A 24,362-nucleotide genomic window follows, 5' to 3' on the forward strand; every position below is an offset into this window, starting at 1 on the left:
GCAGCCACCGCAGCTGCGCCGTATAGACAGGTTGGCAGATTTTAGTTTTTTCAGCCGCGTCTTGCACGTTGGATATCGCGAATCCGTTGTTTTTCTGTTCGCGCCATCAGATACCACGCGATAAATCCGATAATTCCTACTACGCCAAGTATCAACGTCGCCAGCGCGTTGATCTCCGGATTGACCCCCATACGTACGCTGGAGAACACCAGCATGGGTAACGTTGTGGCGCCAGGACCAGAGACAAAACTGGCAATGACCAGGTCATCGAGCGACAGCGTAAAGGCCAGTAACCACCCTGAGATCACCGCCGGCATAATCATCGGCAGCGTGATGACGAAAAAGACCTTCAGCGGCGTGGCGCCAAGATCCATCGCCGCTTCCTCAATGGAGTGATCCAGTTCGCGTAAACGCGAGGAAATCACTACCGCCACGTACGCTGTACAGAATGTGACGTGCGCCAGCCAGATGGTCAACATACCGCGATCCGCTGGCCAGCCGATGGCGTGCGCCAAAGCCACAAACAGCAGCAGCAGCGACAAACCGGTAATGACATCCGGCATCACCAGCGGTGCGGTAATCATAAAGGCGAAACCATTTGATCCACGAAAACGACCAAAGCGCACCATCACCACGGCGGCGATGGTACCGAGAATTGCCGCCATCGTCGCAGCGCAGGCGGCAATCGTTAAGCTCATGCCCACGGCGCTTATCATCGCGCTATCGTGGAAAAGCTCACCATACCAACGCGTTGACCACCCCGCCCAGACCGTCACCAGCTTGGAGCTGTTAAACGAATAGATAACCAACATCAGCATCGGCGCGTACAGGAAGGTAAAACCCAGTACCAGGATAAAAATACGCCACGGCGAGCGAACGACCGGTAAGTTATTCATCCGTGTTCCCCCACGCTTTTTTGCTGATATTTATGGAACCACATGATCGGCACAATCAGTAACAGCAGCATAATAATGGCGACGGCAGAAGCCACCGGCCAGTCACGGTTATTGAAAAACTCCTGCCAAAGCACACGCCCAATCATGATGCTGTCCGGGCCGCCCAGCAGTTCCGGGATCACAAACTCCCCAACCGCCGGGATAAACACCAGCATTGACCCGGCAATAATCCCGCCCTTGGTCAACGGCACGATCACGCTAAAGAAGGTTTTTAACGGTCGGGCGCCTAAATCCAGTGCCGCTTCCACCAGCGAGTAATCAATACGCGTCAGCGCGGTATAAATCGGCAGCACCATAAAGGGCAAATAGGCGTAAACAATACCGATATAGACCGCCAGATTGGTGTGCAGAATCGTCAACGGTTGGTCGATAACGCCCAGCCACATCAGAACGTTGTTCAGGACACCGTTATTTTTCAGGATCCCCATCCAGGCGTATACGCGAATCAAAAATGACGTCCAGGACGGCAGGATCACCAGCAGCAACAGAATATTGCGTGTCGAGGGTTTGCTGTGCGCGACCGCCCATGCCAGCGGATATCCCAACAACAGGCAACAGACAGTCGAAATCCCCGCTACCTGCAAAGATTGCAGGTACGCATCAAAATAGAGCGGATCGTCCGTCAGTTGCAGGAAATTGCCTAAATTGAGGGTGATGGATAACTGGTCGTCAGCCCATGAAATGAGGTCGGTATACGGCGGAATAGCCCGCGCCATTTCAGCCAAACTGATTTTGAAGACGATCAGAAATGGCAGCAGAAACAGGAGCATCAGCCACACATACGGCAGCGCGATGACCAGCTTGCGACCGTGCTTCATTTGCAGCCGCGACATAAACAGCGTGAAACGCCCCACGTTATCCACGCGCGCCGGAGGTTCAAGTGTACTCATCTTCGCTCCTTAAACCGTCAACACCACACAGCTGTCCGCATCCCAACATAAACGGACTTCGTCACCCCAGGTGGGTAATCCCTTGCGATAACGATGTTCATTTTGTAGCTGAGCGCTCAGCATCTGGCCGCTTTTCAAACGTACGTGGTACACCGACAAATCACCCAGATAGGCAATGTGCACCACTTCGCCTACCGCGAAGTTATATCCCTCTGGCGGAGGGGCTTCGCAGAGCATGATTTTTTCCGGGCGCAGCGCAACATACACCGGGACGTTATCGACAACGGAAGCGTCTGCGTCCACTTTCAGCGGATGTACCAGTCCTGGAGACTCAATAACCAGACCATCTTCCTGACGTTCTTTCAGCAGCCCCTCAAAGACGTTAACCGAACCGATAAATTCTGCACTGTAACGCGTAGTCGGATGCTCGTAGATCTCTTCAGGCTCGCCGATCTGGACAAATTTGCCACGGTTCATGATCGCAATGCGGCCCGCCATCGTCATGGCTTCTTCCTGATCGTGCGTCACCATCACGCAGGTCACGCCGACACGTTCAAGGATATCCACCACTTCCAGTTGCATGCGGTCACGGAGCTTTTTATCCAGCGCCCCCATCGGTTCATCCAGCAGCAGCAGCTTCGGGCGTTTCGCCAGGCTACGCGCCAACGCCACGCGCTGACGCTGACCGCCAGAAAGCTGATGCGGCTTACGTTTGGCGAACTCCTGCATATGCACGAGGCCCAGCATCTCACTCACCCGGCTGGCGATTTCAGCCTTTGGCAGCTTGTCCTGCTTGAGACCAAAGGCAATGTTCTGCTCTACCGTCATGTGCGGAAACAAGGCATAGGACTGAAACATCATATTAATCGGACGCAGATAAGGCGGAACATGAGCTAAATCGACGCCATCAAGCATAATTTGCCCGGTTGTTGGCTGTTCAAATCCCGCCAGCATCCGCAACAGGGTCGATTTACCGCAGCCGGACGCCCCGAGCAGAGCAAATATTTCGCCTTTATAGATAGTTAGATTGACGTCATCAACGGCGTGCTGACCGTCAAAGGACTTGGTCAGGTTGCGAATTTCAAGCAGCGGGGTCAGCGCCTTGCGGATTTTCGCTTGTGGGCGTGGGGTTGCATCATTCAATTAGGCGCTCTCCGGCATAAAACAAAGAAACGGTGCAAATAACGCACCACGGTGGTGCGTATTGCCGGGTTATATGTGTCCGGGATCAACACTGCCCGGCAGGCGTAAATCCTGCCGGGTCACGTCCCGTACATCGGGTTATTTCCCGCTTTTTACCTTCGTCCAGGCGCGAGTACGTACACGATCGATCTTCGGATCCTGTACTTTCAGCGTGAACAGCTTGGCGCGAACATCCGCTGGCGGGTAAATGCCCGGGTTGTCGCGCACGTCCTGGCTGACCAGTGCTGTCGCTTCTTTGTTGGCATTGGCATAGAACACGTGGTCAGAAATATGCGCAATTACATCAGGGCGCAGCAGGTAGTTGAGGAACTGATAGGCTTCGTCTTTGTTTTTCGCATCGGCTGGCATCGCGAACACATCAAAGAAGGCCATCGCACCTTCCTTAGGAATTGAGAAGGAAATATTGACGCCATTTTTCGCTTCTTTCGCCCGGTTTGCCGCCTGCCATACATCCCCGGCCCAGCCAATCGCCACGCAGGTATCACCGTTTGCCAGGTCGTTAATGTACTGCGAGGAGTGGAAGTAGCGAATATTTGGGCGCAGTTTCAACAGCAGATCGGTTGCCGGTCCGGTGTAATCATCCGCTTTGGTACTGTTTGGATCTTTACCCAAATAATTCAGCACGGTGGCAAACACTTCTTCGGGCGCGTCGAGGAAAGAGACGCCGCAGCTTTTGAGTTTTTCCAGATTTTCTGGCTTGAGGATCAAATCCCAGCTATTAACCGGCGCATCCGGCCCCAGTACCGCTTTCACTTTATCCACGTTATAGCCAATACCGGTTGTTGCCCACATATACGGCATCGCAAACTTGTTGTCCGGATCGTGTTTACCCACCAGCTTCAGCAATTCAGGATCGAGGTTTTTCCAGCCAGGCAATTTGCTCTTATCCAGCGGCTGGAAGACGCCCGCGGTCAGTTGACGCTCAAGGAAACTGGCGGATGGAACGACAAGGTCAAAGCCGGTACTGCCAGCCATGAGTTTACCTTCCAGCACTTCATTGGAATCAAATACGTCATAGATAACTTTAATTCCGGTCTCTTTTTCAAAATTAGCCACCGTATCCGGGGCAATATAATCAGACCAGTTATAAATATGCAGCGTTTTTTGTTCAGCAGCGAGCGTGCCAGCAGAGATGGCCATCAGAGCACCCGCAGCCAGGCCTGGTAACCATCGTTTATTTAAGGCGGTCATAATCTCTTTCCTTCTGAAAGTTCGTTAACAAACGAACAAAAATGTCACACTCTAATGATATGCAAGAAACGTGCATATTCTTTCAAGCGGCACCAGTGAAAAGAGAGGCCTCTCCTCACGCCGCTATTGCGCGCTGTTATCCGCCCATGCATTCAATATGCATTGTGGCCACAGGTCAGGCCACAAGGGGCTGTTTGAATGATGACGTTGATAAGCTTCGCAAGAATAACTTTAGCCAGGATTTGTGGATATAGCCCAGATTAAAAAACGTCTTTTATCAATTTTTTATGCATGAATTGTCTATGACATACAGCGGAAGGCGCTGAATGGAGGTGAATAATTCTTTAATGAACGGTTAAATGCAGAATAAAAACAGGCAATACGCAACCGCTTTGGCAGCGGCTGCGCAATATATGTCCAGATTCAGGAAGAATTAATGGAGGAAATGAACTTCGGCGTTGCTGTTTTGCGCATCTTCTTCAGCGTTAAATAACAGCTGATGCGCACCGGCCTCGAGGATCACCATCGATATTTGCTCTTCACTCTGGCGAACAAAATATTCGAACTGCTCAAACGTCACGCCCGGGATAACGGATAAAGACTGGCAGACCACCAGCTTTGGCAGATTATCATCCTGCATATCCAGAAAGGCTTTCACCGTCAGTGAACTGGCGTTAATCGCAGACAGATCGGCGGCCAGCGGCAGTAGTGCAGAAGGTCTGACTTCTGCCATCGCGGAAAACAGAATGACGTTATCGACCAAATCAACTTTTGCATCAAAGATGCCGTCAAAATTCTGCATGTGCGGCAAATGCAGCGCCTGACAGGTATCGCATTCAAAAAAACTCATGCCCAGGTCGTCGAGCCATTGACGCAACGTATCCAGAGTGGGAACGACCAGTGATGTCATAATAATGTGCGACCTCTATTGATGAAAAAAATACCGGCACAGCTTACGCAAAAAGAGCGTGTCATACTACGATCGCAATCGATATTGTGCTTAGCCGCCGATTTTAAGGCAAAATTCAGGCGTAGCGTGACGCTCAATCCACTGGATCATCTTGCCGGCAATGTCTATTCCGGTGGTTTTCTCCACCCCTTCCAGGCCAGGAGAAGCGTTGACCTCCATGACCAGCGGCCCACGTTCAGCACGCAGAATATCAACGCCAGCAACGTCCAGACCCATTGTCTGAGCGGCTTTGAGCGCAATTTCCCTTTCGCGCGGCGTGATATTCGCAATAGTGGCAACCCCACCGCGATGGAGATTAGAACGAAAATCACCTTCTTTGGCCCGGCGCTCAATGGCGGCCACCACCTCGTCACCCACCACGAAACAGCGAATATCTCGCCCTTTCGCTTCTTTGATATATTCCTGAACCAGAATATGGGCATTCAACCCACGAAAGGCATCCACCACGCTTTCTGCGGCCTGGCGCGTTTCCGCCAGTACCACGCCGATCCCCTGCGTACCTTCAACCAGTTTCACCACCAGCGGCGCGCCGCCAACCATGTCAATCATGTCGCTGGTATCGTCCGGAGAGTGAGCAATCCCGGTGATGGGTAAATCGATTCCCTGACGCGCCAGCAGCTGCAGCGAACGCAGCTTATCGCGCGCACGCGTAATCGCTACCGACTCATTCAGCGGATAGCTACCCAGCATCTCAAACTGGCGCAACGCCGCGGTACCGTAAAAGGTAATCGCTGAACCAATCCTTGGGATCACTGCATCGAAATGAGGAAGCTGGCGGCCCTTATAATGAATAGAGGACGCCGCCGGGCTGATGTTCATATAGCAAGAAAGGGGATCGATAATTTCAACCAGGTGACCACGCTGCATCGCCGCTTCACGCAGGCGCTTACAAGAATAGAGCGTTCCGTCCCGGGACAAAATGGCAATTTTCACCCTGCACCTCTCTGAATGACCTGGTAAAAGCTGGCGTATCATACACTGCGTTAAAATCTTTAGCGCGTAGCCCATCCCTGTTTATGCAAATATTCCAGGATAAAGGGACGACTTTCTTTAATGATGGTGCGGCGAATATGGTCGCTCCAGGTGTCACGACGCGTATTGCTCCCGCGGGTCAGATAGTACTGCGCGAGCTGCTCATCATATTGCGACAAAACGTCTTTGTTGAGTGGCTGATACTGATTTTCGTGCACCACAAGCGACGCTGGCAGTCGCGGCTTGATATCCGGGTTATCAGCAGGCCAGCCGAGGCACAGCCCAAACAACGGCAGAACATGTTGCGGAAGCTTCAGAAGTTCAGTGACCGGCTCAATATTATTTCGCAGACCGCCAATAAACACGCCGCCAAGTCCCAAAGACTCTGCCGCCGTCAGCGCATTTTGCGCCATCATCGCGGTATCAACAACGCCCAGTAGCAGTTGTTCCGCCAGCCCGAGTTGCGCGTCAGGGCAAATCTGCAAATGACGATTAAAGTCAGCGCAAAACACCCAGAACTCGGCGGCCTGCGCCACATGTTTTTGTCCGCCGGATAAAGTAGCCAGTGATTCACGCAGGGCGTTATCCGTTATTCGAACGATGGTTGTGCATTGTAAAAAACTGGAGCTTGAGGTCCCCTGAGCGGCGGCAATAATCGCCTCCCGCTGCGCATCCGAAATGGCATCATCGGTGAAATGGCGAATGGAACGGTGGCTACGAAGTAAATCAATGGTTGGCGTCATCTCTTTTTTCTCTGTCTGAACGTGAAGAATCACCGGGGGTTCGTGACATCAGCTGCGGCGCAACCAGTTGAGCAATACGCCACGTTAATACCACCGCGGCGGGAAGCATCAGAAGCACCCCCAGAAATATCATCACCACGCAGGCTAACGGACTGCCAAGCGGTGCGGGTAAAGTGAGGTAATCGTTAAGCGATAGCAGCGCCAGCGATAACAAAACCATCCCGATTATTTCCAGCATCAATACGCTTTTGGGTAATGCACCAATTGTGCGCATAAGCGGCCTCCCGGCGAAATGGCTTTCATTATAAAACGTTCCGGCTTGACGTGTTTAACAGTTATAGCTTGAGGATATCAAAGCAACAGGCTGAACCTGCTTTTCATCCGTCACAAATCGCGGCATCATAACAAGTATTGCCATCCGGCCTGATAAGTTCGAGGAGAGAGAGATGTTTGCCGTTATTTTTGGTCGTCCAGGGTGCCCGTATTGCGTGCGCGCAAAAGAATTAGCAGAAAAATTAAGCAATGAGCATGACGATTTTAACTTCCGCTACATTGATATCCATGCCGAAGGTATTACGAAAGCCGATCTGGAAAAGACGGTAGGTAAGCCAGTTGAAACCGTTCCGCAGATTTTTGTTGATCAAAAACACATCGGCGGCTGCACGGATTTTGAAGCGTGGGCAAAAGAGAACATGAATCTGTTCGCCTGATCGCCGTTTCTACGCCCTCCTCTGGAGGGCGTCTTCAGTTCTTTTTCCGTCGATGATGCTGATTGAACAAGTTGCTGATAAACAAAAAACACAATGCGCCAAGCGCGCACCAAAACACCGCACTAAACAACCACGCCAGCTCTTGCCACAATGAACGCGTCGGCATAAAAACGAACCGCATCAGTAACAGACAGCACGGCGCCGCCAACATGGCACCAAGAAGGGGTTTGAGCACCTCCCGACGATGGGAGAAAAAGCTTGCTGCAGCACCAGGCAGGATAAAAAACAACAATCCGACCTCAGGATGCCCTGCCGCTCTGAATGCCCCTTTCACGTTCAGCGTTAATGAAAGACACACCACAATAAAGAGCACAAAGCAGCAGACCGCACCCGCCCAACTTTGCTTATGTTTCAATTGTTCCTCCTGACACATTCTCTATCGAACACTCTTTTCGCCCGCAGGCGTCCAGTCAGATAAAGTAACCAGGCATTCCATGCCAAAAACACACTCACACGATTCTTATAGCCGTTGATACGTAATGAGATTAAACTAACCGCATATATTGTTATGCTGCATTATTTGGGGCTGTGTACGAAGCTGTCGCCCCTTAATTTCTGGCAAAAACATTAGCGTAAATTGCCATTTCTTTCAATAGCTTACTAGTAAACAAGAAGTTAGTCTCCGTGAATATAAACGTCGCAGATTTGTTAAATGGGAATTACATCCTGTTATTATTTGTGGTCCTGGCACTGGGCCTGTGTCTGGGTAAATTACGTCTGGGTTCAGTCCAACTCGGTAATTCCATTGGCGTTTTAGTGGTGTCCCTATTATTAGGTCAACAGCACTTTAGTATTAACACCGATGCATTAAATCTCGGCTTTATGCTGTTTATTTTTTGTGTCGGCGTCGAAGCCGGTCCCAACTTTTTTTCGATTTTTTTTCGCGATGGGAAAAATTATCTAATGCTTGCTCTGGTGATGGTCGGCAGCGCCATGCTGATCGCCCTGGGGCTGGGTAAGCTATTTGGCTGGGACATCGGCCTGACGGCAGGTATGCTGGCCGGCTCGATGACCTCAACGCCGGTGCTGGTCGGCGCGGGTGACACCTTGCGCCATTCCGGAATGTCGGGGACATCGCTTTCAACCGCCCTCGATAACCTGAGCCTCGGTTATGCGCTCACCTATTTGATTGGTTTGGTCAGTCTGATTGTTGGCGCGCGCTACCTGCCGAAACTTCAGCATCAGGATCTGCAAACCAGCGCCCAACAAATCGCACGTGAACGAGGTCTGGACACTGATGCCAACCGTAAGGTTTATCTGCCGGTAATTCGTGCCTATCGCGTTGGCCCGGAACTGGTGGCATGGGCCGATGGCAAAAATCTGCGCGAGCTGGGTATCTATCGCCAGACCGGTTGTTACATTGAACGCATCCGTCGCAACGGCATTCTGGCCAATCCGGATGGCGACGCGGTACTGCAAATGGGCGATGAGATAGCCCTAGTGGGTTATCCTGATGCACATGCCCGCCTCGATCCCAGCTTCCGTAATGGTAAAGAGGTGTTCGATCGCGATCTGCTCGATATGCGCATCGTCACTGAAGAGATTGTGGTGAAAAACCACAATGCCGTTGGCCGCCGCCTGGCCCAGTTGAAGCTGACCGATCACGGCTGTTTTCTCAACCGCGTGATCCGTAGCCAGATTGAAATGCCTATCGATGATAACGTCGTGCTTAATAAAGGCGACGTGCTGCAGGTCAGTGGGGATGCTCGCCGCGTCAAAACCATTGCCGATCGTATCGGCTTCATTTCCATTCACAGTCAGGTGACCGATCTGCTGGCCTTCTGCGCCTTCTTTATCATCGGTCTGATGATCGGGATGATCACCTTCCAGTTCAGTAATTTCAGCTTCGGCATCGGGAATGCGGCTGGACTGCTGTTCGCTGGGATCATGCTGGGCTTCCTGCGTGCCAACCATCCAACGTTTGGCTATATCCCACAGGGGGCGCTGAACATGGTCAAAGAGTTTGGCCTGATGGTATTTATGGCAGGCGTCGGTTTAAGCGCGGGCAGCGGCATTGGCAATGGCCTTGGCGCCGTGGGTGGTCAAATGCTGATTGCCGGCCTGGTTGTCAGCCTGGTGCCGGTTGTCATCTGTTTCTTATTCGGTGCTTACGTATTGCGCATGAACCGCGCCCTGCTTTTTGGCGCCATGATGGGCGCGCGTACCTGCGCTCCGGCAATGGAAATCATCAGCGATACGGCACGCAGCAACATCCCCGCATTAGGCTATGCCGGGACCTACGCAATTGCCAACGTACTGCTGACATTAGCGGGGACACTCATCGTCATTGTCTGGCCTGGGCTTGGTTAGCGCTGAAATTTACTCTTAAACGAAAATTTTTTGCAGGTAAGCAGAACTTTTCTTCAAGACGTCAGTCATAACTATTGCCACTGCTTTTCTTTGATGTCCCCAATTTGTGGAGCCCATCAACCCCGCCGTTTTGGTTCAAGGTTGATGGGTTTTTTGTTGCCTGAATTTTGCGATCGCTGACTCCCTCCCCCGAAACTCTCTGTCACATTTGCAGCATGCTGGTTATGACACATACTTTTAGTCAGAGCTAAATGGTAATAGGTGGTTGCTATGTTACTCGCAGGCAAAGTCGCGGTAATCTTCGGAGGCAGCGGCGCTATAGGCAGTGCAGTTGCGCATGCTATGGCGCGTGAAGGCGCTCATGTGTATCTGGGCGCGCGCAGTCAGGAAAAGCTGGATTGGGCGGCCAGTAGCATTCGAACCGAGGGCGGTGCCGTCGAAACCTTTGTCACCGATGTCCTCGACGAATACGGTACCTCAAAACAAGTTACTCACCTTGCGCAGCAAACCGGTGGAATAGATGTGGTGGTTAACGCAACCGGCTTTATGCATGAACAGGGCAAACGCATCGAGGCGTTATCCCTTTCTGAGTTTATGAGCGGTATCACCCCTTTCCTCTCAGCGCAGTTCAATATCGCAAAAGCCGTAACACCACACATGGGCGGCAATCGTGCGGGCGTCATTCTCACCGTTGTTGCGCCCGCGGCCCCGATGGCGATACCTGGACATCTGGGACACATCGTTGGCTGTGCGGGAACAGAGGCCTTTATTAAAGCGCTTGCCAGCGAACTGGGGCCGGCGAATATTCGGGTCGTCGGCGTGCGCTCGCATGCGATTGTGGATGCCGTTCAGGCCGGTTCCTATACCGGGGAGATTTTTACCGCTAAAGCGCAGTCAATGGGTATTACCGTCGCACAATGGTTAGGTGGTGCGGCGCAAAGTACCATGCTCGGGCGCCTGCCTACGCTTACACAAATCGCTGAAGTAATGACCTTTCTGGCTTCAGACCATGCCGGAGCAATCACCGCAACGGTGGTGAATATTACCGGCGGCGCTACGCACAACTGACCGTCGCGGGCAACCCCGCAATACGCGCCACCATCAGCAAGATATCTTCTCGCCGCAGCGGTTTTTTGTCCGTGACAAAATGCAGCGTCATCCCTTCAATAAACGCATCCAGCGCCCGCGCCGTAACCGGAGCAAACCACTGCTCCAGCGTTTGTTGGCTGCGTAACATCCAGTTTTGCATCACCGTTTTTAATGCCGGTTTACGGCTGGCGAAGGCATACAGCTGATACATGAGTTCCATGTTATCGGGTGTCGTGACCTGGGAGCTGTAAATCATATCGGTAATCGCATGGCAAGCCTGCGACGCATCCGCAACGTCGGCAAAAAAAGCCTGATACTGCAGCATCATCCTGTCAGTAAAACGCTCAAACGCCTCCATTAAAAGCTCATCAATTCCCGAAAAGTAATAGGTCATAGAACCCAAGGGCACCTGAGCAATTGTCGCAATCTTCCGATGTGTAACCGCATGAATACCATGGGCTATTACCGCATCCAGAGTCGCCTGAACTATTTTTTCCCGCCGCTGCGGATCGTTCGCACGTCGCACTGCATTACCTCTTCTTGCATTTGTGTACAAATGTACACAACCTTGCTAAGGTTGTCTTCTTTCCTCTTTTCTTTGGCTCGAATTCATGACTGGCATCTCATCACGCAAAGCCTTAAGACGTCGCACCTGGGCACTGTTCACGTTCTTCTTTTTACCAGGATTATTAATGGCCTCCTGGGCAACGCGTACCCCTGCCATCAGAGATATCCTCTCCATCTCAACCGCCGAAATGGGCGCGGTGCTGTTTGGACTTTCAATTGGTTCGATGAGTGGTATTCTTTGTTCGGCCTGGCTGGTGAAACGATTTGGCACACGTAAAGTGATCCGCACCACCATGTCTTGCGCAGTCCTCGGAATGGCACTCCTCAGCGTGGCGCTCTGGCTGCATTCCGCATGGCTTTTCGCATTTGGTCTGGGCGTGTTCGGCGCCAGCTTTGGCGCAGCAGAAGTTGCCATCAACGTCGAAGGTGCGGCTGTTGAGCGCGAAATGAATAAAACCGTACTGCCGATGATGCACGGTTTTTACAGCCTGGGAACGCTGGCGGGTGCCGGAGTCGGGATGATGCTTACCGCCTTCAGCGTACCGGCGACCGCGCATATCTTGCTGGCGGCGATGGTGGCTATCACCCCTATCTTCATCGCCATCAAAGCCATTCCTGACGGCACGGGTAAAAATGCCGCTGACGGGTCTCATTCCGGCGAAAAAGGACTGCCTTTTTATCGCGATATTCAGCTATTGCTGATTGGCGTCGTGGTGCTCGCAATGGCATTTGCTGAAGGTTCCGCCAACGACTGGCTTCCGCTGCTGATGGTGGACGGACATGGATTTAGCCCGACATCAGGCTCGCTGATTTATGCCGGATTTACGCTGGGCATGACCGTTGGACGATTTACTGGCGGCTGGTTCATCGACCGCTACAGCCGCGTCGCGGTAGTACGCGCCAGTGCGCTAATGGGTGCTCTTGGGATTAGCCTGATTATTTTTGTCGACAGCACTTGGGTGGCGGGCGTTTCCGTTATTTTGTGGGGACTCGGCGCATCACTGGGCTTCCCACTGACCATTTCGGCTGCCAGCGACACCGGTCCCGATGCGCCAACCCGCGTCAGCGTTGTCGCCACTACCGGCTATCTGGCGTTCCTGGTTGGACCACCGCTGCTGGGCTACCTGGGTGAACACTACGGCCTGCGTAGCGCTATGCTGGTGGTGCTGGCGCTGGTGCTTGTCGCCGCCATCGTCGCGAAAGCGGTGGCAAAACCGGATCTCAAAAACACCACTGTGATGGAGAACAGCTAATGCGTATCAAACTGATTGCAGTCGACATGGACGGCACATTTTTAAGCGACCAAAAAACCTATAATCGTGAGCGCTTTATGGCGCAATACCGTCAGATGAAAGAACAAGGGATCCGCTTTGTGGTCGCCAGCGGCAACCAGTATTACCAGCTCATCTCCTTTTTCCCTGAACTGGCCAGTGAAATCTCATTTGTCGCCGAAAACGGCGGATGGGTGGTCAGTGAAGGGGAAGATGTCTTTAACGGCGAGCTGGCAAAAGACGATTTCCAGGCCATTGTGGAACATCTGCTGACACGTACGGACATCGACATTATCGCCTGCGGTAAAAATAGCGCCTATACCCTGAAGCGGTACAGCGATGAGCATAAGACGGTCTCCGCCATGTATTATCATCGTCTTGAATTTGTGGATAATTTTGACAACCTCAACGACATTTTCTTCAAGTTCGGGCTAAATATCTCAGACGATCGTATCCCCCAGGTGCAGGCTGACCTCCATGAGGCGATTGGCGACATTATGGTGCCGGTACATACCGGCTACGGCAGCATCGATTTAATTATACCCGGTGTGCATAAGGCAAACGGGCTGCGTCTGCTGCAACAACGCTGGAATATTACCGACGATGAGGTTGTTGTGTTTGGCGATGGCGGCAATGATATTGAGATGCTGCGTCAGGCAGGATTTAGTTTTGCAATGGCGAACGCCCATGAGCCGGTTATCCAGGCGGCAAAATATCGCGCAGGGTCGAACAACGAAGAGGGCGTGCTGGATATTATCGACCGCGTGTTAAAGAATGAAGCACCGTTTACGCAATAACGCCTCAGCACAGACGGCAACAAAATGATGGCATGATCTATTCATAATCCGCCTCAAATTAACCCGCTGGATTATTACCTCCAGTGAATATTCAGACGAGCGGATTATGAAGAAAAGTGTACTGATAGCGACATTGTTGCTGGGTTTTGCGGGGACAACATTTGCGCAAAGCGTTACCGTTGATGTACCAAGCGGTTATAAGGTGGTGGTAGTGCCCTCTTCCGTCAGCGTTCCGCAGGCGGTGAGCGTTACCACAGCGCCACAAACGGTGTATGTTGCTCCGGCGCCTGTCTATCGCGCACATCCTTATGCGCGACATGTTGCAAGCGTCGGTGAAGGAATGATCATCGAACACCAGATTGACGATCACCACTAAGTTTTTGCCTGGCCCGGGCAACCGGGCTTTAACCTTCCCGTGAATCCCCTACCCGTTTATCTTTCAGGAAGATAACCATCAGAATCACCCACAGTACGCCGCTTGCCAGATTGAACAGGCTGAACAAGCCGTTTCCTCCGAGCAGATAAGCGTGTTTACTCAGCTCAATACCGACGGTAAAAATCAGCATCTGCAACATACCCATGGCGGCAGAAACCGTGCCCTTACTCATTTCACTGGCAAACAGCGTGAGACGTACCAGTCCAGCATTCGCCACGCCAATACCAAACGCATAGATGCTTAAACCCGCCGTCATCCATAGATACGCATGGGATGACACCACCGTGGCCGCAGCGGCAATCACCAGCCCGACGGCGATTGGCCAGCCGCCCATGATAATCAGCGAACGTACGGTTTTTCGCGAGGTCAGGCGCGCCAGTACCAGGTTACCGGCAATCAACGCGCCAAAAATCGGCACCTGCAACAGGCCATATTCGTAGCTGCTGAGATGTTCACCGCTGATGATAATAATCGGGGACTGCGCAATCCACGCCAGTAACGGCAGGCTGACAAAACCCAATGCCAGCGCGCCTGCAACAAAGCGCACGTTCCTCAGCACCAGCCTATAATCTTTGCCCAGCTCTTTAATCGACAGCTTTTCACCAAGCCGGGTTGCCGTCTCCGGCATCGCGCGTTGCAGACCAAAAAAAGAGATGGCGGCCAGGGCGGCAAACAGGATAAACATCCCTTCCCACGGCAGAACATGTACCCAGGCTGCGCCGACCAACGGCCCCAGCAGGGGCGCAATCAACGCTACGTTTGCCATCAGCGCGGTAATTTTTATGCACACCGCTTCTTCAAAGGATTCCTGAATTGCGGCGTAACCCACCGCGCCAATAAAGCACAGGCTTATCCCTTGTAAAAAACGCAGGAAGGTAAATTGCTCAATATTCTGCGCAAGCAGGGTTGCAAGGCAGGTCACAATGAACCAGAGCACGCCGGTTAACATCACCGGGCGACGTCCAATTCGATCCGACAGCGGTCCTAATAACCACTGCAAAAACATGCCGCCAGCCAGATAGGCGGTCATGGATGTGGGCACCCAATCTAATCCGGCATTATATTGCTCCACCACCGCCAACATTCCGGGCTGGATCATATCGTTGCCGATATAAGTAGAGAATTCGTAAAGCACCAGACAGAGAGGGAAAAGTAATGCCTGACGCCCCAAACGGGCGCCTGAAGATAAACGGTTCTGCATGCAGTCTCTTAACTATAGAAAAATCGCGCAAAGTGTAATAAATGCGCCGTACTGGTGATAGTGAATTATGTGATTTGAAAGCAAATTGCGCACATTTTTACACTCATTTGCTCAGGAACATTTTGCGTTAAGGTTAATTTAAGTTGAGGCCGCTATCATGTTCAATAAGTCTCATTAATTGTCTGAAAAATAGTCATTTAACAGACAAATAAGACAAGACCGCTTTTTATCCCGTGAAAGCAATTTTATGCTCTCCCCTCTTGGGCCTTTTTAACGATTACACTGAGTCTGGACGTTATGCTGGAAAATCTGAACAACTCACTTTTTTATCTCATCAATGCCACGCCGGACTCTGCGCAATGGATGATATCGCTTGCCATTTTTATTGCCAAAGACCTGATTAACATCGTACCGCTATTAGCCGTTGTGCTTTGGCTTTGGGGGCCGCGGGCCCAGGTTACTCTCCAGCGCCAGTTAGTTATAAAAATGGCGATTGCGCTGATCGTCGGTCTGACGATTTCATGGCTGATGGGGCATCTGTTCCCTCACGATCGTCCGTTTGTTAACCACATCGGTTACAACTTCCTGCATCATGCGGCGGATGACTCTTTCCCGAGCGATCACGGTACGGTTATCTTTACCTTTGCACTGGCTTTCCTGTTCTGGCATCGCCTGTGGACGGGCGCTCTGCTGATGGTCGTTGCTGTGGCGATTGCCTGGTCGCGGGTCTACCTTGGCGTACACTGGCCGCTGGATATGCTGGGAGGATTACTCGCCGGACTGATTGGCTGCCTGAGCGCCCAGATGATCTGGCAGCGGTTTGGCACGCCCCTGTACCTCGGCTTGCAAAATGGCTATCGCGCCTGCTTCGCTCTGCCCATCCGTAAAGGCTGGGTGCGTGACTAACCCACGGTAAAAAGAGTAGTATTAAGCGCGATACTGAGCACTTATTCTACTCTCCAGGGGAACTATGGAAACTCGACGCGACGAGCGTATTGGTCAATTACTGCAGGCGCTGAAACGCAGCGATAAATTACACCTCAAAGAAGCCGCGACGCTGCTGGGCGTATCTGAGATGACCATTCGTCGCGACCTGAATAATCACGATGCTCCCGTCGTCTTGCTCGGGGGCTATATTGTTCTGGAACCCCGCAGCGCCAATCACTATTTAATCAGCGATCAAAAATCCCGACTGGTTGATGAAAAGCGCCGTGCCGCCCAGATGGCGGCAAGCCTCGTGCAGGCACACCAGACTATCTTTTTCGACTGTGGTACCACCACGCCGTGGATCATTGAGGCTATCGACAATGAATTGCCTTTCACCGCAATCTGCTACTCGCTGAATACGTTTCTGGTGCTACAGGAAAAACCGCAGTGCCGCGTCATTCTGTGTGGTGGCGAATTCCATGCCAGCAACGCAATTTTCAAACCGCTTGATTTCCAGGAAACGCTGAACAACCTGTGCCCGGATATCGCTTTTTATTCCGCAGCTGGCGTTCATATTGAGAAAGGCGCGACCTGTTTTAACCTGGAAGAGCTACCGGTGAAACACTGGGCGATGTCGATGGCGCAGCATCACGTGCTGGTGGTCGATCACAGCAAATTTGGTAAGGTGCGTCCTGCGCGGATGGGTGAAGTAAAACGCTTTAATACCATCGTCAGCGATAGCCGTCCTGACGAGGCGTTTGTTGAGCACGCGAAAGCGCAACGTATCAAACTGATGTATTAAGCGATACTGCCGGATGGCGATAGCGTCATCCGGCAAACGCTAAGCTTAAGAGAACCAGCCGCCAAACCACTGGTGGAATTTCATCATCACAAAGTCCCACATGCGACTAAAGAATCCCCCCTCTTCCACGGCCTCCATCACCATCAGTGGACGCTGCTCGATGGATTTCCCGTTCAACTGGAAGTCGATAGTCCCCACAACCTGGCCTTTCTTCAGCGGCGCGGTTAACTGTGGTTCGGTCAGGGTAAAGCTGGCCTTCAGGTTTTTGAGCTGACCACGCGGGATAGTCACCGAGCCCGCTTCTCCGGCACCCAAATTAACTTCACTCTTATCGCCAAACCAGACGCGCTGCGTCACGAAAGTGGCATCCGGTTTAATCGGCGTAACGGTTTCAAAGAAGCGGAAGCCCCAGGTCAGCAGCTTTTCTGACTCATTAAAACGAATGCGGTCGGTTTTCGCCCCCAACACCACGGAAATCAGGCGCATATCCCCCTGGGTCGCGGAAGCGACCAGGTTGTATCCCGCCCCGGCCGTGGTACCGGTTTTCATACCGTCCACGTTCAGGTTGGTGCTCCACAACAAACGGTTGCGGTTCGGCTGGCGGATTTTATTAAAGGTAAATTCTTTCTCTTTGTGGATAGCGTACTCTTCCGGTACATCGTGGATTAGCGCCTTCCCGAGCAGGGCCATATCACGTGCGGTACTGAACTGTCCTGCCGCATCCAGGCCATGCACGGTCTGGAAAGTGGTATTGGTCAGCCCCAGTTTTTTCGCGTAGCCGTTCATCAGACCAATGAAGGATTCCTGGCTGCCGGCAACGTAATCAGCCAGTGCGATACAGGCATCGTTACCAGACTGGATGATAACGCCTTTGTTCAGATCGGACACTGCAACCTGATCGCCAGGTTTGAGGAACATAACCGACGAACCGCGCAGGGCCGGATTACCGGTCGCCCAGGCGTCTTTGCCCACGGTGACCATGTCGTTGAGGTTAATTTTCCCGGCCTTCAGCGCCTGACCGACTACATAGCTGGTCATGATCTTGGTCAGACTGGCAGGATCCAGTTTCTCATCAGCATTACCTTCCGCCAGAACCTTACCGCTGGCGTAATCCATTAGGATCCACGCGCGCGCGTCGACGCTCGGCGGGGCCGTTGGTTGCTCCGCCGCCTGTACGCTCGGCGCCAAAAGGATTAAGAGTGCAGAACCTGCAGCAAAGCTGCGAAGTGAAGAGAAGTATTGCGTCATAAATGCCACCCGAGTATCCATTCCAAAAAACCACGTCATACCACACCGTGTTTACACAAAACCGGCCAGGCGACCCTGGCCAACCCATGCAGAAAAGGTCTGATGGATGACGTGTAAAATAAGTGCGGTGAGTAATAACGCACTAACGAGCTTAAAGAAACCGTAAGTTGGTAAAGTTTTTAAAGTTTATGCAATAACACCGCGCTGCGCTGCTCCCGGCACGATTTTTTTAGACTTTGTTGCGTAAATATTAGGTTTACCCCACCATGTGGGCTAGTCAGATGGCATCTGCAGCCATAAAGCTGCTCAATTAATTTGCGGGGTTACTATGATTACACTGTGGGGTCGCAATAACTCGACCAACGTAAAGAAAGTATTGTGGACGCTCGAGGAACTGGAACTGCCGTATAACCAAATTCTGGCGGGCGGACAGCATGGCGGTAACCGCGATGCCGACTATCTGGCACTCAACCCGAACGGACTGGTCCCGCTACTACGTGATGATGAAACGGACGTTGTTCTGTGGGAATCCAATACCATTGTCCGCTATCTGGCAGCTCAGTACGGACAAAAGCGTTTGTGGATTGACGCCCCGGCCGCGCGCGCCGTCGGTGAAAAATGGATGGACTGGGCAAACCAGACGCTAAGTCCTGCGCATCGGGTTATCTTGTTTGGCCTGGTCAGAACCCCTGCCGAGAAACGCGACATGGCGGCAATCGAGGCGGGTAGTCAGGTGTGCGATAACCTGTTTGCCATTCTGGATAACGCGCTGGCGGACCAGCCATGGTTCTCCGGGGCTGAATTTGGCACTGCCGATATCGCCGTTGCGCCGTTTATCTATAACCTGTTCAACGTTGGCCTGAGCTGGACCCCGCGCCCACATCTGGAGAATTGGTATCAGCAACTGACCGAACGTCCGGCGTTTCAAAAAGTCGTGATGATCCCGGTCAGCTAACTAAATCAGGGACTCACTTTCAGTAATTCCCCGTCGGACTCGTCGGTTAGTACGTATAAGTACCCGTCTGGTCCGACGCGCACATCACGGATCCGTTGCCCTCTTTCCTGCAACAGACGCCCCTCTTCGGTGACGGCATTCCCTTTGACGCTCAACACGATCACTTCTTTATCTTTCAACGCGCCAATGAACAACTTCTGCCGCCACTGTGGGAAGGTATCGCTATTATAAAAAGCCATTCCGCTGACCGCCGGTGACTTTTCCCAGTAAAAGATGGGTTGCTCTGTTCCAGCAACAATTGGGCCTTTTGCTTCGGGGATTTTAAGACCACTGTAGTTAACGCCCCAGGTCGCAAGCGGCCAGCCGTAGTTTTTCCCTTTCTCCGGGATATTGATTTCATCGCCCCCGCGTGGACCATGCTCATTAAGCCACAGCGTATCGCTCCAGGGATTCATCGCCATCCCTTGCGGGTTGCGGATACCATATGACCAAATCTCTGCCCGTGCTCCTGCCCGCTTCACAAACGGATTATCCGGCGGAATTTTTCCCTCATCGGTCAGTCGTACGACCTTGCCCTGCAGCTTATCCAGATCCTGTGCGGTAGAACGTTGATTATTTTCACCAAGACCAATAAACAGATAACTGTTGCCATCAAAAACCATACGTCCGCCAAAATGGTTTCCGCTGGAAAGCTTCGGCTGTTGGCGAAAAATGGTCTGGAACCCTTGCAGATGTTTAAGATCGTCGCTCAATCGTCCGTAGCCAACCGCTGTCCCGGCGTTACCTTCACCGTCAGCTTCAGCAAAACTAAGCCACACCCGGCGAGATTGTTTAAAATCCGGTGCTAATGCCACATCAAGCAATCCCCCCTGACCATTCGCCCAGACTTTGGGTACGCCGGTTAGCGGGTCGGAAAGCCCCTTTCCAGATTGCCAAAGTCGAAGCTGGCCGCCTTTGAGCGTAATGATCATACCGCGATTGTCGGGTAAAAACGCCAGCGACCACGGATGATCGAGTTTAGTTTGCAGCACTTCCACCTCTACCGCGGCGGCATAAGAGGAAAATAGCGCGAGTGGGACAGCACAGAGAAAGAGTCGACGCATAACACCTCCTTAATGGCTCTGCATAAAGCGTAGCCAGCAAGGGGAATTATCCCGCCACATTTACATAATCTTAACGAAAAGGGGGAGCGCCCTCCCCCTGATTCAGACGTGTTCCAGCGTTGAATAAGATTGCAAACACTGGATACTTAGCGTCAGCGTTGTCAGGCAGTTTTCCAGTTTCTCTGCGTTAACGGCGATAAAGGTTGGACAATCGTGATGTCCACTCATAAGACAAACAGCGGCGGCGGCTAACGCCCCTTCAGCACGATGAAGGGCATTCCACTCTTCCTGATCAAGATGCATACCGTGAAGCTGTGATTGCTCGTGCAATTCGCGATTCAGTGCAAAAAAATTATCACGCAGACGATCGCTCTCGCTGACTGACATGTAGCCTTTCGCTTTTCTCAACAGCAGATAAGCGGCAAGTTCGACACGGGCGTTTATCAATTTGTTGAGAAGATCGGTTCTCAGTCTGTCAACAACCATACTTTGTTCCTCCTCTTTCCAACTATGGTGCAACTTAATAGTATGGTCATTTTTTGAACAAAGTCGTGTCCAGGATCAATCCATCACCGAAAATTAACATAATTTACAAATAATCTTTAATTCCACGCCGGGCGTGGCGACTGATGGTATGAGATTGCGATACAATTTTTATTCAGAACTCTGTAGAATCCGTGCCCTGAATATTCCAATAACTGAACAATTTTTACGCTACGAGCAATGTAACCCACCAGCCGAAAATCGGCTTTGTCTCCCTCGGCTGCCCGAAAAACCTCGTCGATTCTGAACGCATCCTGACCGAACTTCGTACCGAAGGCTATGATGTTGTGCCAAGCTACGACGACGCGGATATGGTTATCGTTAACACCTGTGGCTTTATCGACAGCGCGGTTCAGGAGTCGCTGGAAGCAATCGGCGAAGCGCTGAACGAAAACGGCAAGGTGATCGTCACCGGCTGTCTGGGCGCGAAAGTCGATCAGATCCGTGAAGTCCACCCGAAGGTGCTGGAAATCACCGGGCCGCATAGCTACGAACAGGTTCTGGAGCACGTTCACCACTATGTGCCCAAACCAAAGCACAACCCGTTCCTGAGCCTGGTTCCTGAACAGGGCGTCAAGCTCACTCCGCGTCATTATGCCTATCTGAAAATTTCTGAAGGCTGCAACCACCGCTGCACGTTCTGCATTATTCCGTCGATGCGTGGCGATCTGGTGAGCCGTCCGATTGGCGACGTCCTCAGCGAAGCCAAACGTCTGGTGGATGCGGGCGTAAAAGAGATACTGGTTATTTCTCAGGATACTTCCGCGTACGGCGTGGATGTGAAGCATCGCACCGGTTTCCATAACGGCGAGCCGGTCAAAACCAGCATGGTTGATCTGTGCGAGCAGTTATCAAAACTGGGGATCTGGACTCGTCTGCATTACGTCTATCCCTACCCGCACGTTGATGACGTGATCCCACTGATGGCGGAAGGGAAAATCCTGCCGTATCTGGACATCCCGCTGCAGCATGCCAGCCCGCGTATTCTTAAGCTGATGAAACGCCCAGGCTCCGTGGACAGACAACTGGCACGCATCAAGCAGTGGCGTGAAATCTGCCCTGAACTGACGCTGCGCTCAACCTTCATTGTCGGTTTCCCGGGTGAAACGGAAGAAGACTTCCAGATGCTGCTCGACTTCCTGAAGGAAGCACGTCTGGACCGCGTGGGCTGCTTTAAATACAGCCCGGTAGAAGGCGCTGGCGCCAATGACCTGCCGGACCAAATCCCGGAAGAGGTGAAAGAGAAACGCTGGAACCGCTTTATGCAATTGCAACAGCAAATCTCCGCTGAACGTTTGCAGGAAAAAGTGGGCCGCGAAATTCTGGTTATCGTTGATGAAGTTGACGAAGAAGGCGCGATTGGACGCAGCATGGCTGACGCCCCGGAAATCGACGGCGCGGTATACCTGAATGGCGAAACCAAGGTGAAACCTGGCGATATCATCCGCGTGAAGGTCGAAAACGCTGATGAATACGATCTGTGGGGCACCCGCGTTTAAATAAGCGCAACCCAACTGTAGGCCGGATAAGCGTTACCTCTTATCCGGCCCTGTGATTTATCCTTTAATTTTCGGGTCCAGCGCGTCGCGCAGACCATCTCCGAGTAAGTTAAACGCCAGCACCGTCAGGAATATCGCCACCGCCGGGAAAATCGCCACGTGCGGCGCGATCACCATATCAGCGCGGGCTTCATTGAGCATTGCCCCCCACTCCGGGGTCGGCGGCTGCGCACCCAATCCCAGAAATGACAGGCTCGCGGCAGAGATAATCGACGTGCCAATTCGCATGGTAAAAAAGACCACGATCGATGAAACCGTACCCGGCAAGATATGGTTGAAGATGATGGTCGCATCGCTGGCGCCAATACTGCGCGCGGATTCAATAAAGGTCTGCTGCTTTAGCACCAACGTATTTGCGCGCACCAGCCGCGCGAAGGCCGGAATGGAGAAAATGGCCACGGCAATAATCACGTTTGCAATGCCGCTGCCCAGCACAGCGACCACGGCTATCGCCAGCAAAATACCCGGAAAGGCGAACAGCACATCGCAGATACGCATAATCAGTCGATCCCACCAGCCTTCGTAGTATCCCGCCAGCAGACCCAGCACGGTGCCAATCGCTGCGCCAATAAATACGGCAAAGACCCCCGCCGCCAGCGAGATTTGCGCCCCCACCAGCACGCGGCTAAAAATATCCCGCCCCAGCGAGTCAACGCCGAACCAGTGCAGCATCGACGGTCCGTCATTCAGACGGTCATAATCGAAGTAATTCTCGGCATCAAATGGCGTTAACCAGCGAGCAAAAATCGCCACCATTATCAGCAGCACGACAAATAACCCCGCTAACATCGCCATGCGCTGGCGACGGAAACGACGCCAGAATTCATGCCACGGCGTGCGTATCTGCTCAGGCTTAACAAGGGGCATCGCATTTAAAATCGCCTGTCGGCGCCAGTTAAAAAATCGCATCCTTACTTGTACCTGATTGCCGGATTAATGGCGGCATAGAGCACATCCACCACTAAGTTAATAAGAATAAACTCCAGAGAAAACAACAGCACCTCGGCCTGAATCACCGGGTAGTCGCGCATTTCGACTGAGTCCACCAACAGCCGCCCAAGCCCTGGCCAGTTAAACACCTTTTCAACCACAATCGAGCCGCCAAGCAAAAAGCCAAACTGTAGCCCCATCATGGTGACCACCGGGATCATCGCATTACGCAAACCATGTTTTAACACCACCCAGGTTTCACTCACCCCTTTGGCCCGCGCGGTACGCATATAGTCTTCACTGAGCACATCGACAAACGAAGCGCGGGTAAACCGGGCTAACACCGCAGCCACCGCCGCACCCAGGGTAATAGACGGGAGGATATAGTGCCGCCAGGTATCAGCGCCAACGGTGGGCAACCAGCCAAGCTCAACGGAGAATATCTGCATGAGCAGCATGCCGAGCGCAAACGCCGGGAAAGAGATCCCGGTGACGGCGAGCGTCATACTCAATCTGTCCGGCCAACGATTGCGCCATACAGCAGCAATGATCCCTGCCGTCATGCCGAATAACACCGCCCACGCCATGCTGGCAATGGTCAGCCATAGCGATGGCATAAAACGACTGGCTATCTCTTCGGAGACCGGGCGACGAGAAACCATTGAGGTTCCAAAATCGCCTTGCAACACGTTAGTAATGTAATGCCAGAACTGAATATGCAGCGGCTGGTCCAGACCCAACTGCTGACGCACCAGTTCGATCACCTCAGCATCAGCCTCCGGTCCGGCAATCAGCCGGGCCGGATCGCCGGGTAGCAGGTGAACAAATAAAAATACCAGCACCGCTACGATCAACAGAGTTGGAATCAACCCCAGCAGGCGCTTGAAAACATAGTTAAGCATCACACTCCCTTCGCCGGCCCCTGCGTG

The 24,362-nt window shown here is 52.4% G+C and carries 26 protein-coding genes; 10 read left to right on the plus strand and 16 right to left on the minus strand.

What is annotated here, in order from left to right; all coding sequences use genetic code 11:
* Positions 1 to 50: 50 nt before the first annotated feature.
* The 8 genes from potI to O6D90_RS15230 form a co-directional block, all read right to left on the minus strand.
* The gene (gene potI, locus O6D90_RS15195) at positions 51 to 896 is read right to left on the minus strand and encodes a putrescine ABC transporter permease PotI (RefSeq protein WP_016152417.1); all 846 of its coding nucleotides are present in this window, start codon (positions 894 to 896) and stop codon (positions 51 to 53) included.
* A complete protein-coding gene (gene potH, locus O6D90_RS15200; protein ID WP_016152416.1) occupies positions 893 to 1,846 on the minus strand; it encodes a putrescine ABC transporter permease PotH in 954 nt (317 codons plus the stop codon). The genes potI and potH overlap by 4 nt, the downstream gene beginning before the upstream one ends.
* Before the next feature lie 9 nt (positions 1,847 to 1,855).
* Positions 1,856 to 2,989: a putrescine ABC transporter ATP-binding subunit PotG gene (gene potG, locus O6D90_RS15205; protein WP_016152415.1), complete on the minus strand. Its 1,134-nt coding sequence runs from the start codon at positions 2,987 to 2,989 to the stop codon at positions 1,856 to 1,858.
* 138 nt (positions 2,990 to 3,127) lie between these two features.
* A complete protein-coding gene (gene potF / locus O6D90_RS15210; RefSeq protein WP_016156099.1) occupies positions 3,128 to 4,240 on the minus strand; it encodes a spermidine/putrescine ABC transporter substrate-binding protein PotF in 1,113 nt (370 codons plus the stop codon).
* A gap of 433 nt (positions 4,241 to 4,673) precedes the next feature.
* Positions 4,674 to 5,150, minus strand: coding sequence for a YbjN domain-containing protein (locus O6D90_RS15215; protein ID WP_016152413.1), 477 nt, complete (start codon positions 5,148 to 5,150; stop codon positions 4,674 to 4,676).
* A 90-nt stretch (positions 5,151 to 5,240) separates the two neighbouring features.
* Positions 5,241 to 6,143, minus strand: coding sequence for a 30S ribosomal protein S6--L-glutamate ligase (gene rimK / locus O6D90_RS15220; protein ID WP_016152412.1), 903 nt, complete (start codon positions 6,141 to 6,143; stop codon positions 5,241 to 5,243).
* 59 nt (positions 6,144 to 6,202) lie between these two features.
* Entirely contained in the window at positions 6,203 to 6,925 is a 723-nt protein-coding gene (gene nfsA, locus O6D90_RS15225; RefSeq protein ID WP_016156098.1) for a nitroreductase NfsA, read from the minus strand.
* Entirely contained in the window at positions 6,909 to 7,199 is a 291-nt protein-coding gene (locus tag O6D90_RS15230; RefSeq protein ID WP_016152409.1) for a YbjC family protein, read from the minus strand. Before O6D90_RS15230 ends, nfsA begins: the two co-directional genes overlap by 17 nt.
* Positions 7,200 to 7,371: 172 nt before the next feature.
* Here O6D90_RS15230 and O6D90_RS15235 point away from each other — a divergent pair, with 172 nt between their 5' ends.
* Positions 7,372 to 7,635, plus strand: coding sequence for a GrxA family glutaredoxin (locus tag O6D90_RS15235; protein ID WP_016152408.1), 264 nt, complete (start codon positions 7,372 to 7,374; stop codon positions 7,633 to 7,635).
* A gap of 34 nt (positions 7,636 to 7,669) precedes the next feature.
* Here the strand turns inward: O6D90_RS15235 and O6D90_RS15240 are convergent, their stop codons facing one another.
* Positions 7,670 to 8,050: an inner membrane protein YbjM gene (locus tag O6D90_RS15240; RefSeq protein ID WP_016152407.1), complete on the minus strand. Its 381-nt coding sequence runs from the start codon at positions 8,048 to 8,050 to the stop codon at positions 7,670 to 7,672.
* A 269-nt stretch (positions 8,051 to 8,319) separates the two neighbouring features.
* Between O6D90_RS15240 and O6D90_RS15245 the strand changes: the two genes are divergently transcribed.
* Both O6D90_RS15245 and O6D90_RS15250 read left to right on the plus strand, forming a co-directional pair.
* Positions 8,320 to 10,005: an aspartate:alanine antiporter gene (locus O6D90_RS15245; RefSeq protein ID WP_016152406.1), complete on the plus strand. Its 1,686-nt coding sequence runs from the start codon at positions 8,320 to 8,322 to the stop codon at positions 10,003 to 10,005.
* A 270-nt stretch (positions 10,006 to 10,275) separates the two neighbouring features.
* Positions 10,276 to 11,073, plus strand: a complete 798-nt coding sequence (locus O6D90_RS15250; protein ID WP_016156097.1) for an SDR family NAD(P)-dependent oxidoreductase — start codon at positions 10,276 to 10,278, stop codon at positions 11,071 to 11,073.
* Here O6D90_RS15250 and O6D90_RS15255 read toward each other — a convergent pair.
* A complete protein-coding gene (locus O6D90_RS15255) occupies positions 11,060 to 11,620 on the minus strand; it encodes a TetR/AcrR family transcriptional regulator (protein ID WP_016156096.1) in 561 nt (186 codons plus the stop codon). The two genes, O6D90_RS15250 and O6D90_RS15255, sit on opposite strands and share 14 nt — an antisense overlap.
* Before the next feature lie 85 nt (positions 11,621 to 11,705).
* On the opposite strand from O6D90_RS15255, the gene O6D90_RS15260 reads away from it, so the two are divergent.
* The 3 genes from O6D90_RS15260 (at position 11,706) to O6D90_RS15270 (ending at position 14,105) form a co-directional block, all read left to right on the plus strand.
* Complete coding sequence (locus O6D90_RS15260) at positions 11,706 to 12,914, plus strand: MFS transporter (RefSeq protein ID WP_032931121.1); 1,209 nt, start codon at positions 11,706 to 11,708, stop codon at positions 12,912 to 12,914.
* On the plus strand, positions 12,914 to 13,729 hold the full coding sequence (locus O6D90_RS15265; protein WP_016156094.1) for a Cof-type HAD-IIB family hydrolase: 816 nt from the start codon (positions 12,914 to 12,916) through the stop codon (positions 13,727 to 13,729). The genes O6D90_RS15260 and O6D90_RS15265 overlap by 1 nt, the downstream gene beginning before the upstream one ends.
* 106 nt (positions 13,730 to 13,835) lie before the next feature.
* Positions 13,836 to 14,105 carry a hypothetical protein gene (locus O6D90_RS15270; protein ID WP_016156093.1) on the plus strand — a complete coding sequence of 90 codons (270 nt, stop codon included), beginning with the start codon at positions 13,836 to 13,838 and terminating at the stop codon, positions 14,103 to 14,105.
* A 28-nt stretch (positions 14,106 to 14,133) separates the two neighbouring features.
* Here the strand turns inward: O6D90_RS15270 and O6D90_RS15275 are convergent, their stop codons facing one another.
* Complete coding sequence (locus O6D90_RS15275; protein ID WP_016156092.1) at positions 14,134 to 15,366, minus strand: MFS transporter; 1,233 nt, start codon at positions 15,364 to 15,366, stop codon at positions 14,134 to 14,136.
* Between the two features lie 297 nt (positions 15,367 to 15,663).
* On the opposite strand from O6D90_RS15275, the gene ybjG reads away from it, so the two are divergent.
* Together ybjG and deoR are read left to right on the plus strand one after the other, a co-directional pair.
* The gene (gene ybjG / locus O6D90_RS15280) at positions 15,664 to 16,272 is read left to right on the plus strand and encodes an undecaprenyl-diphosphate phosphatase (RefSeq protein WP_016156091.1); all 609 of its coding nucleotides are present in this window, start codon (positions 15,664 to 15,666) and stop codon (positions 16,270 to 16,272) included.
* Positions 16,273 to 16,336: 64 nt separating this feature from the next.
* On the plus strand, positions 16,337 to 17,095 hold the full coding sequence (gene deoR, locus O6D90_RS15285; protein WP_016156090.1) for a DNA-binding transcriptional repressor DeoR: 759 nt from the start codon (positions 16,337 to 16,339) through the stop codon (positions 17,093 to 17,095).
* A gap of 45 nt (positions 17,096 to 17,140) precedes the next feature.
* Here the strand turns inward: deoR and dacC are convergent, their stop codons facing one another.
* Positions 17,141 to 18,343, minus strand: coding sequence for a serine-type D-Ala-D-Ala carboxypeptidase (gene dacC, locus O6D90_RS15290; protein ID WP_016156089.1), 1,203 nt, complete (start codon positions 18,341 to 18,343; stop codon positions 17,141 to 17,143).
* Positions 18,344 to 18,671: 328 nt separating this feature from the next.
* Here dacC and O6D90_RS15295 point away from each other — a divergent pair, with 328 nt between their 5' ends.
* Positions 18,672 to 19,298, plus strand: coding sequence for a glutathione S-transferase family protein (locus tag O6D90_RS15295; RefSeq protein WP_016156088.1), 627 nt, complete (start codon positions 18,672 to 18,674; stop codon positions 19,296 to 19,298).
* A 5-nt stretch (positions 19,299 to 19,303) separates the two neighbouring features.
* Here O6D90_RS15295 and O6D90_RS15300 read toward each other — a convergent pair whose 3' ends face one another.
* Both O6D90_RS15300 and bssR read right to left on the minus strand, forming a co-directional pair.
* On the minus strand, positions 19,304 to 20,401 hold the full coding sequence (locus O6D90_RS15300) for a PQQ-dependent sugar dehydrogenase (protein ID WP_016156087.1): 1,098 nt from the start codon (positions 20,399 to 20,401) through the stop codon (positions 19,304 to 19,306).
* A 102-nt stretch (positions 20,402 to 20,503) separates the two neighbouring features.
* Complete coding sequence (gene bssR / locus O6D90_RS15305; RefSeq protein WP_016156086.1) at positions 20,504 to 20,887, minus strand: biofilm formation regulator BssR; 384 nt, start codon at positions 20,885 to 20,887, stop codon at positions 20,504 to 20,506.
* A gap of 212 nt (positions 20,888 to 21,099) precedes the next feature.
* On the opposite strand from bssR, the gene rimO reads away from it, so the two are divergent.
* Positions 21,100 to 22,443, plus strand: a complete 1,344-nt coding sequence (gene rimO / locus O6D90_RS15310; RefSeq protein WP_271143317.1) for a 30S ribosomal protein S12 methylthiotransferase RimO — start codon at positions 21,100 to 21,102, stop codon at positions 22,441 to 22,443.
* Between the two features lie 57 nt (positions 22,444 to 22,500).
* On the opposite strand, the gene gsiD is transcribed toward rimO, so the two are convergent.
* Complete coding sequence (gene gsiD / locus O6D90_RS15315) at positions 22,501 to 23,412, minus strand: glutathione ABC transporter permease GsiD (RefSeq protein WP_016156084.1); 912 nt, start codon at positions 23,410 to 23,412, stop codon at positions 22,501 to 22,503.
* Positions 23,413 to 23,414: 2 nt separating this feature from the next.
* The gene (gene gsiC / locus O6D90_RS15320) at positions 23,415 to 24,335 is read right to left on the minus strand and encodes a glutathione ABC transporter permease GsiC (RefSeq protein WP_016152391.1); all 921 of its coding nucleotides are present in this window, start codon (positions 24,333 to 24,335) and stop codon (positions 23,415 to 23,417) included.
* Positions 24,336 to 24,362: the final 27 nt, after the last annotated feature.

This window comes from Citrobacter sp. 21OH12SH02A-Citro (assembly GCF_027919895.1).
GTDB classification, from domain to species: domain Bacteria; phylum Pseudomonadota; class Gammaproteobacteria; order Enterobacterales; family Enterobacteriaceae; genus Citrobacter; species Citrobacter braakii.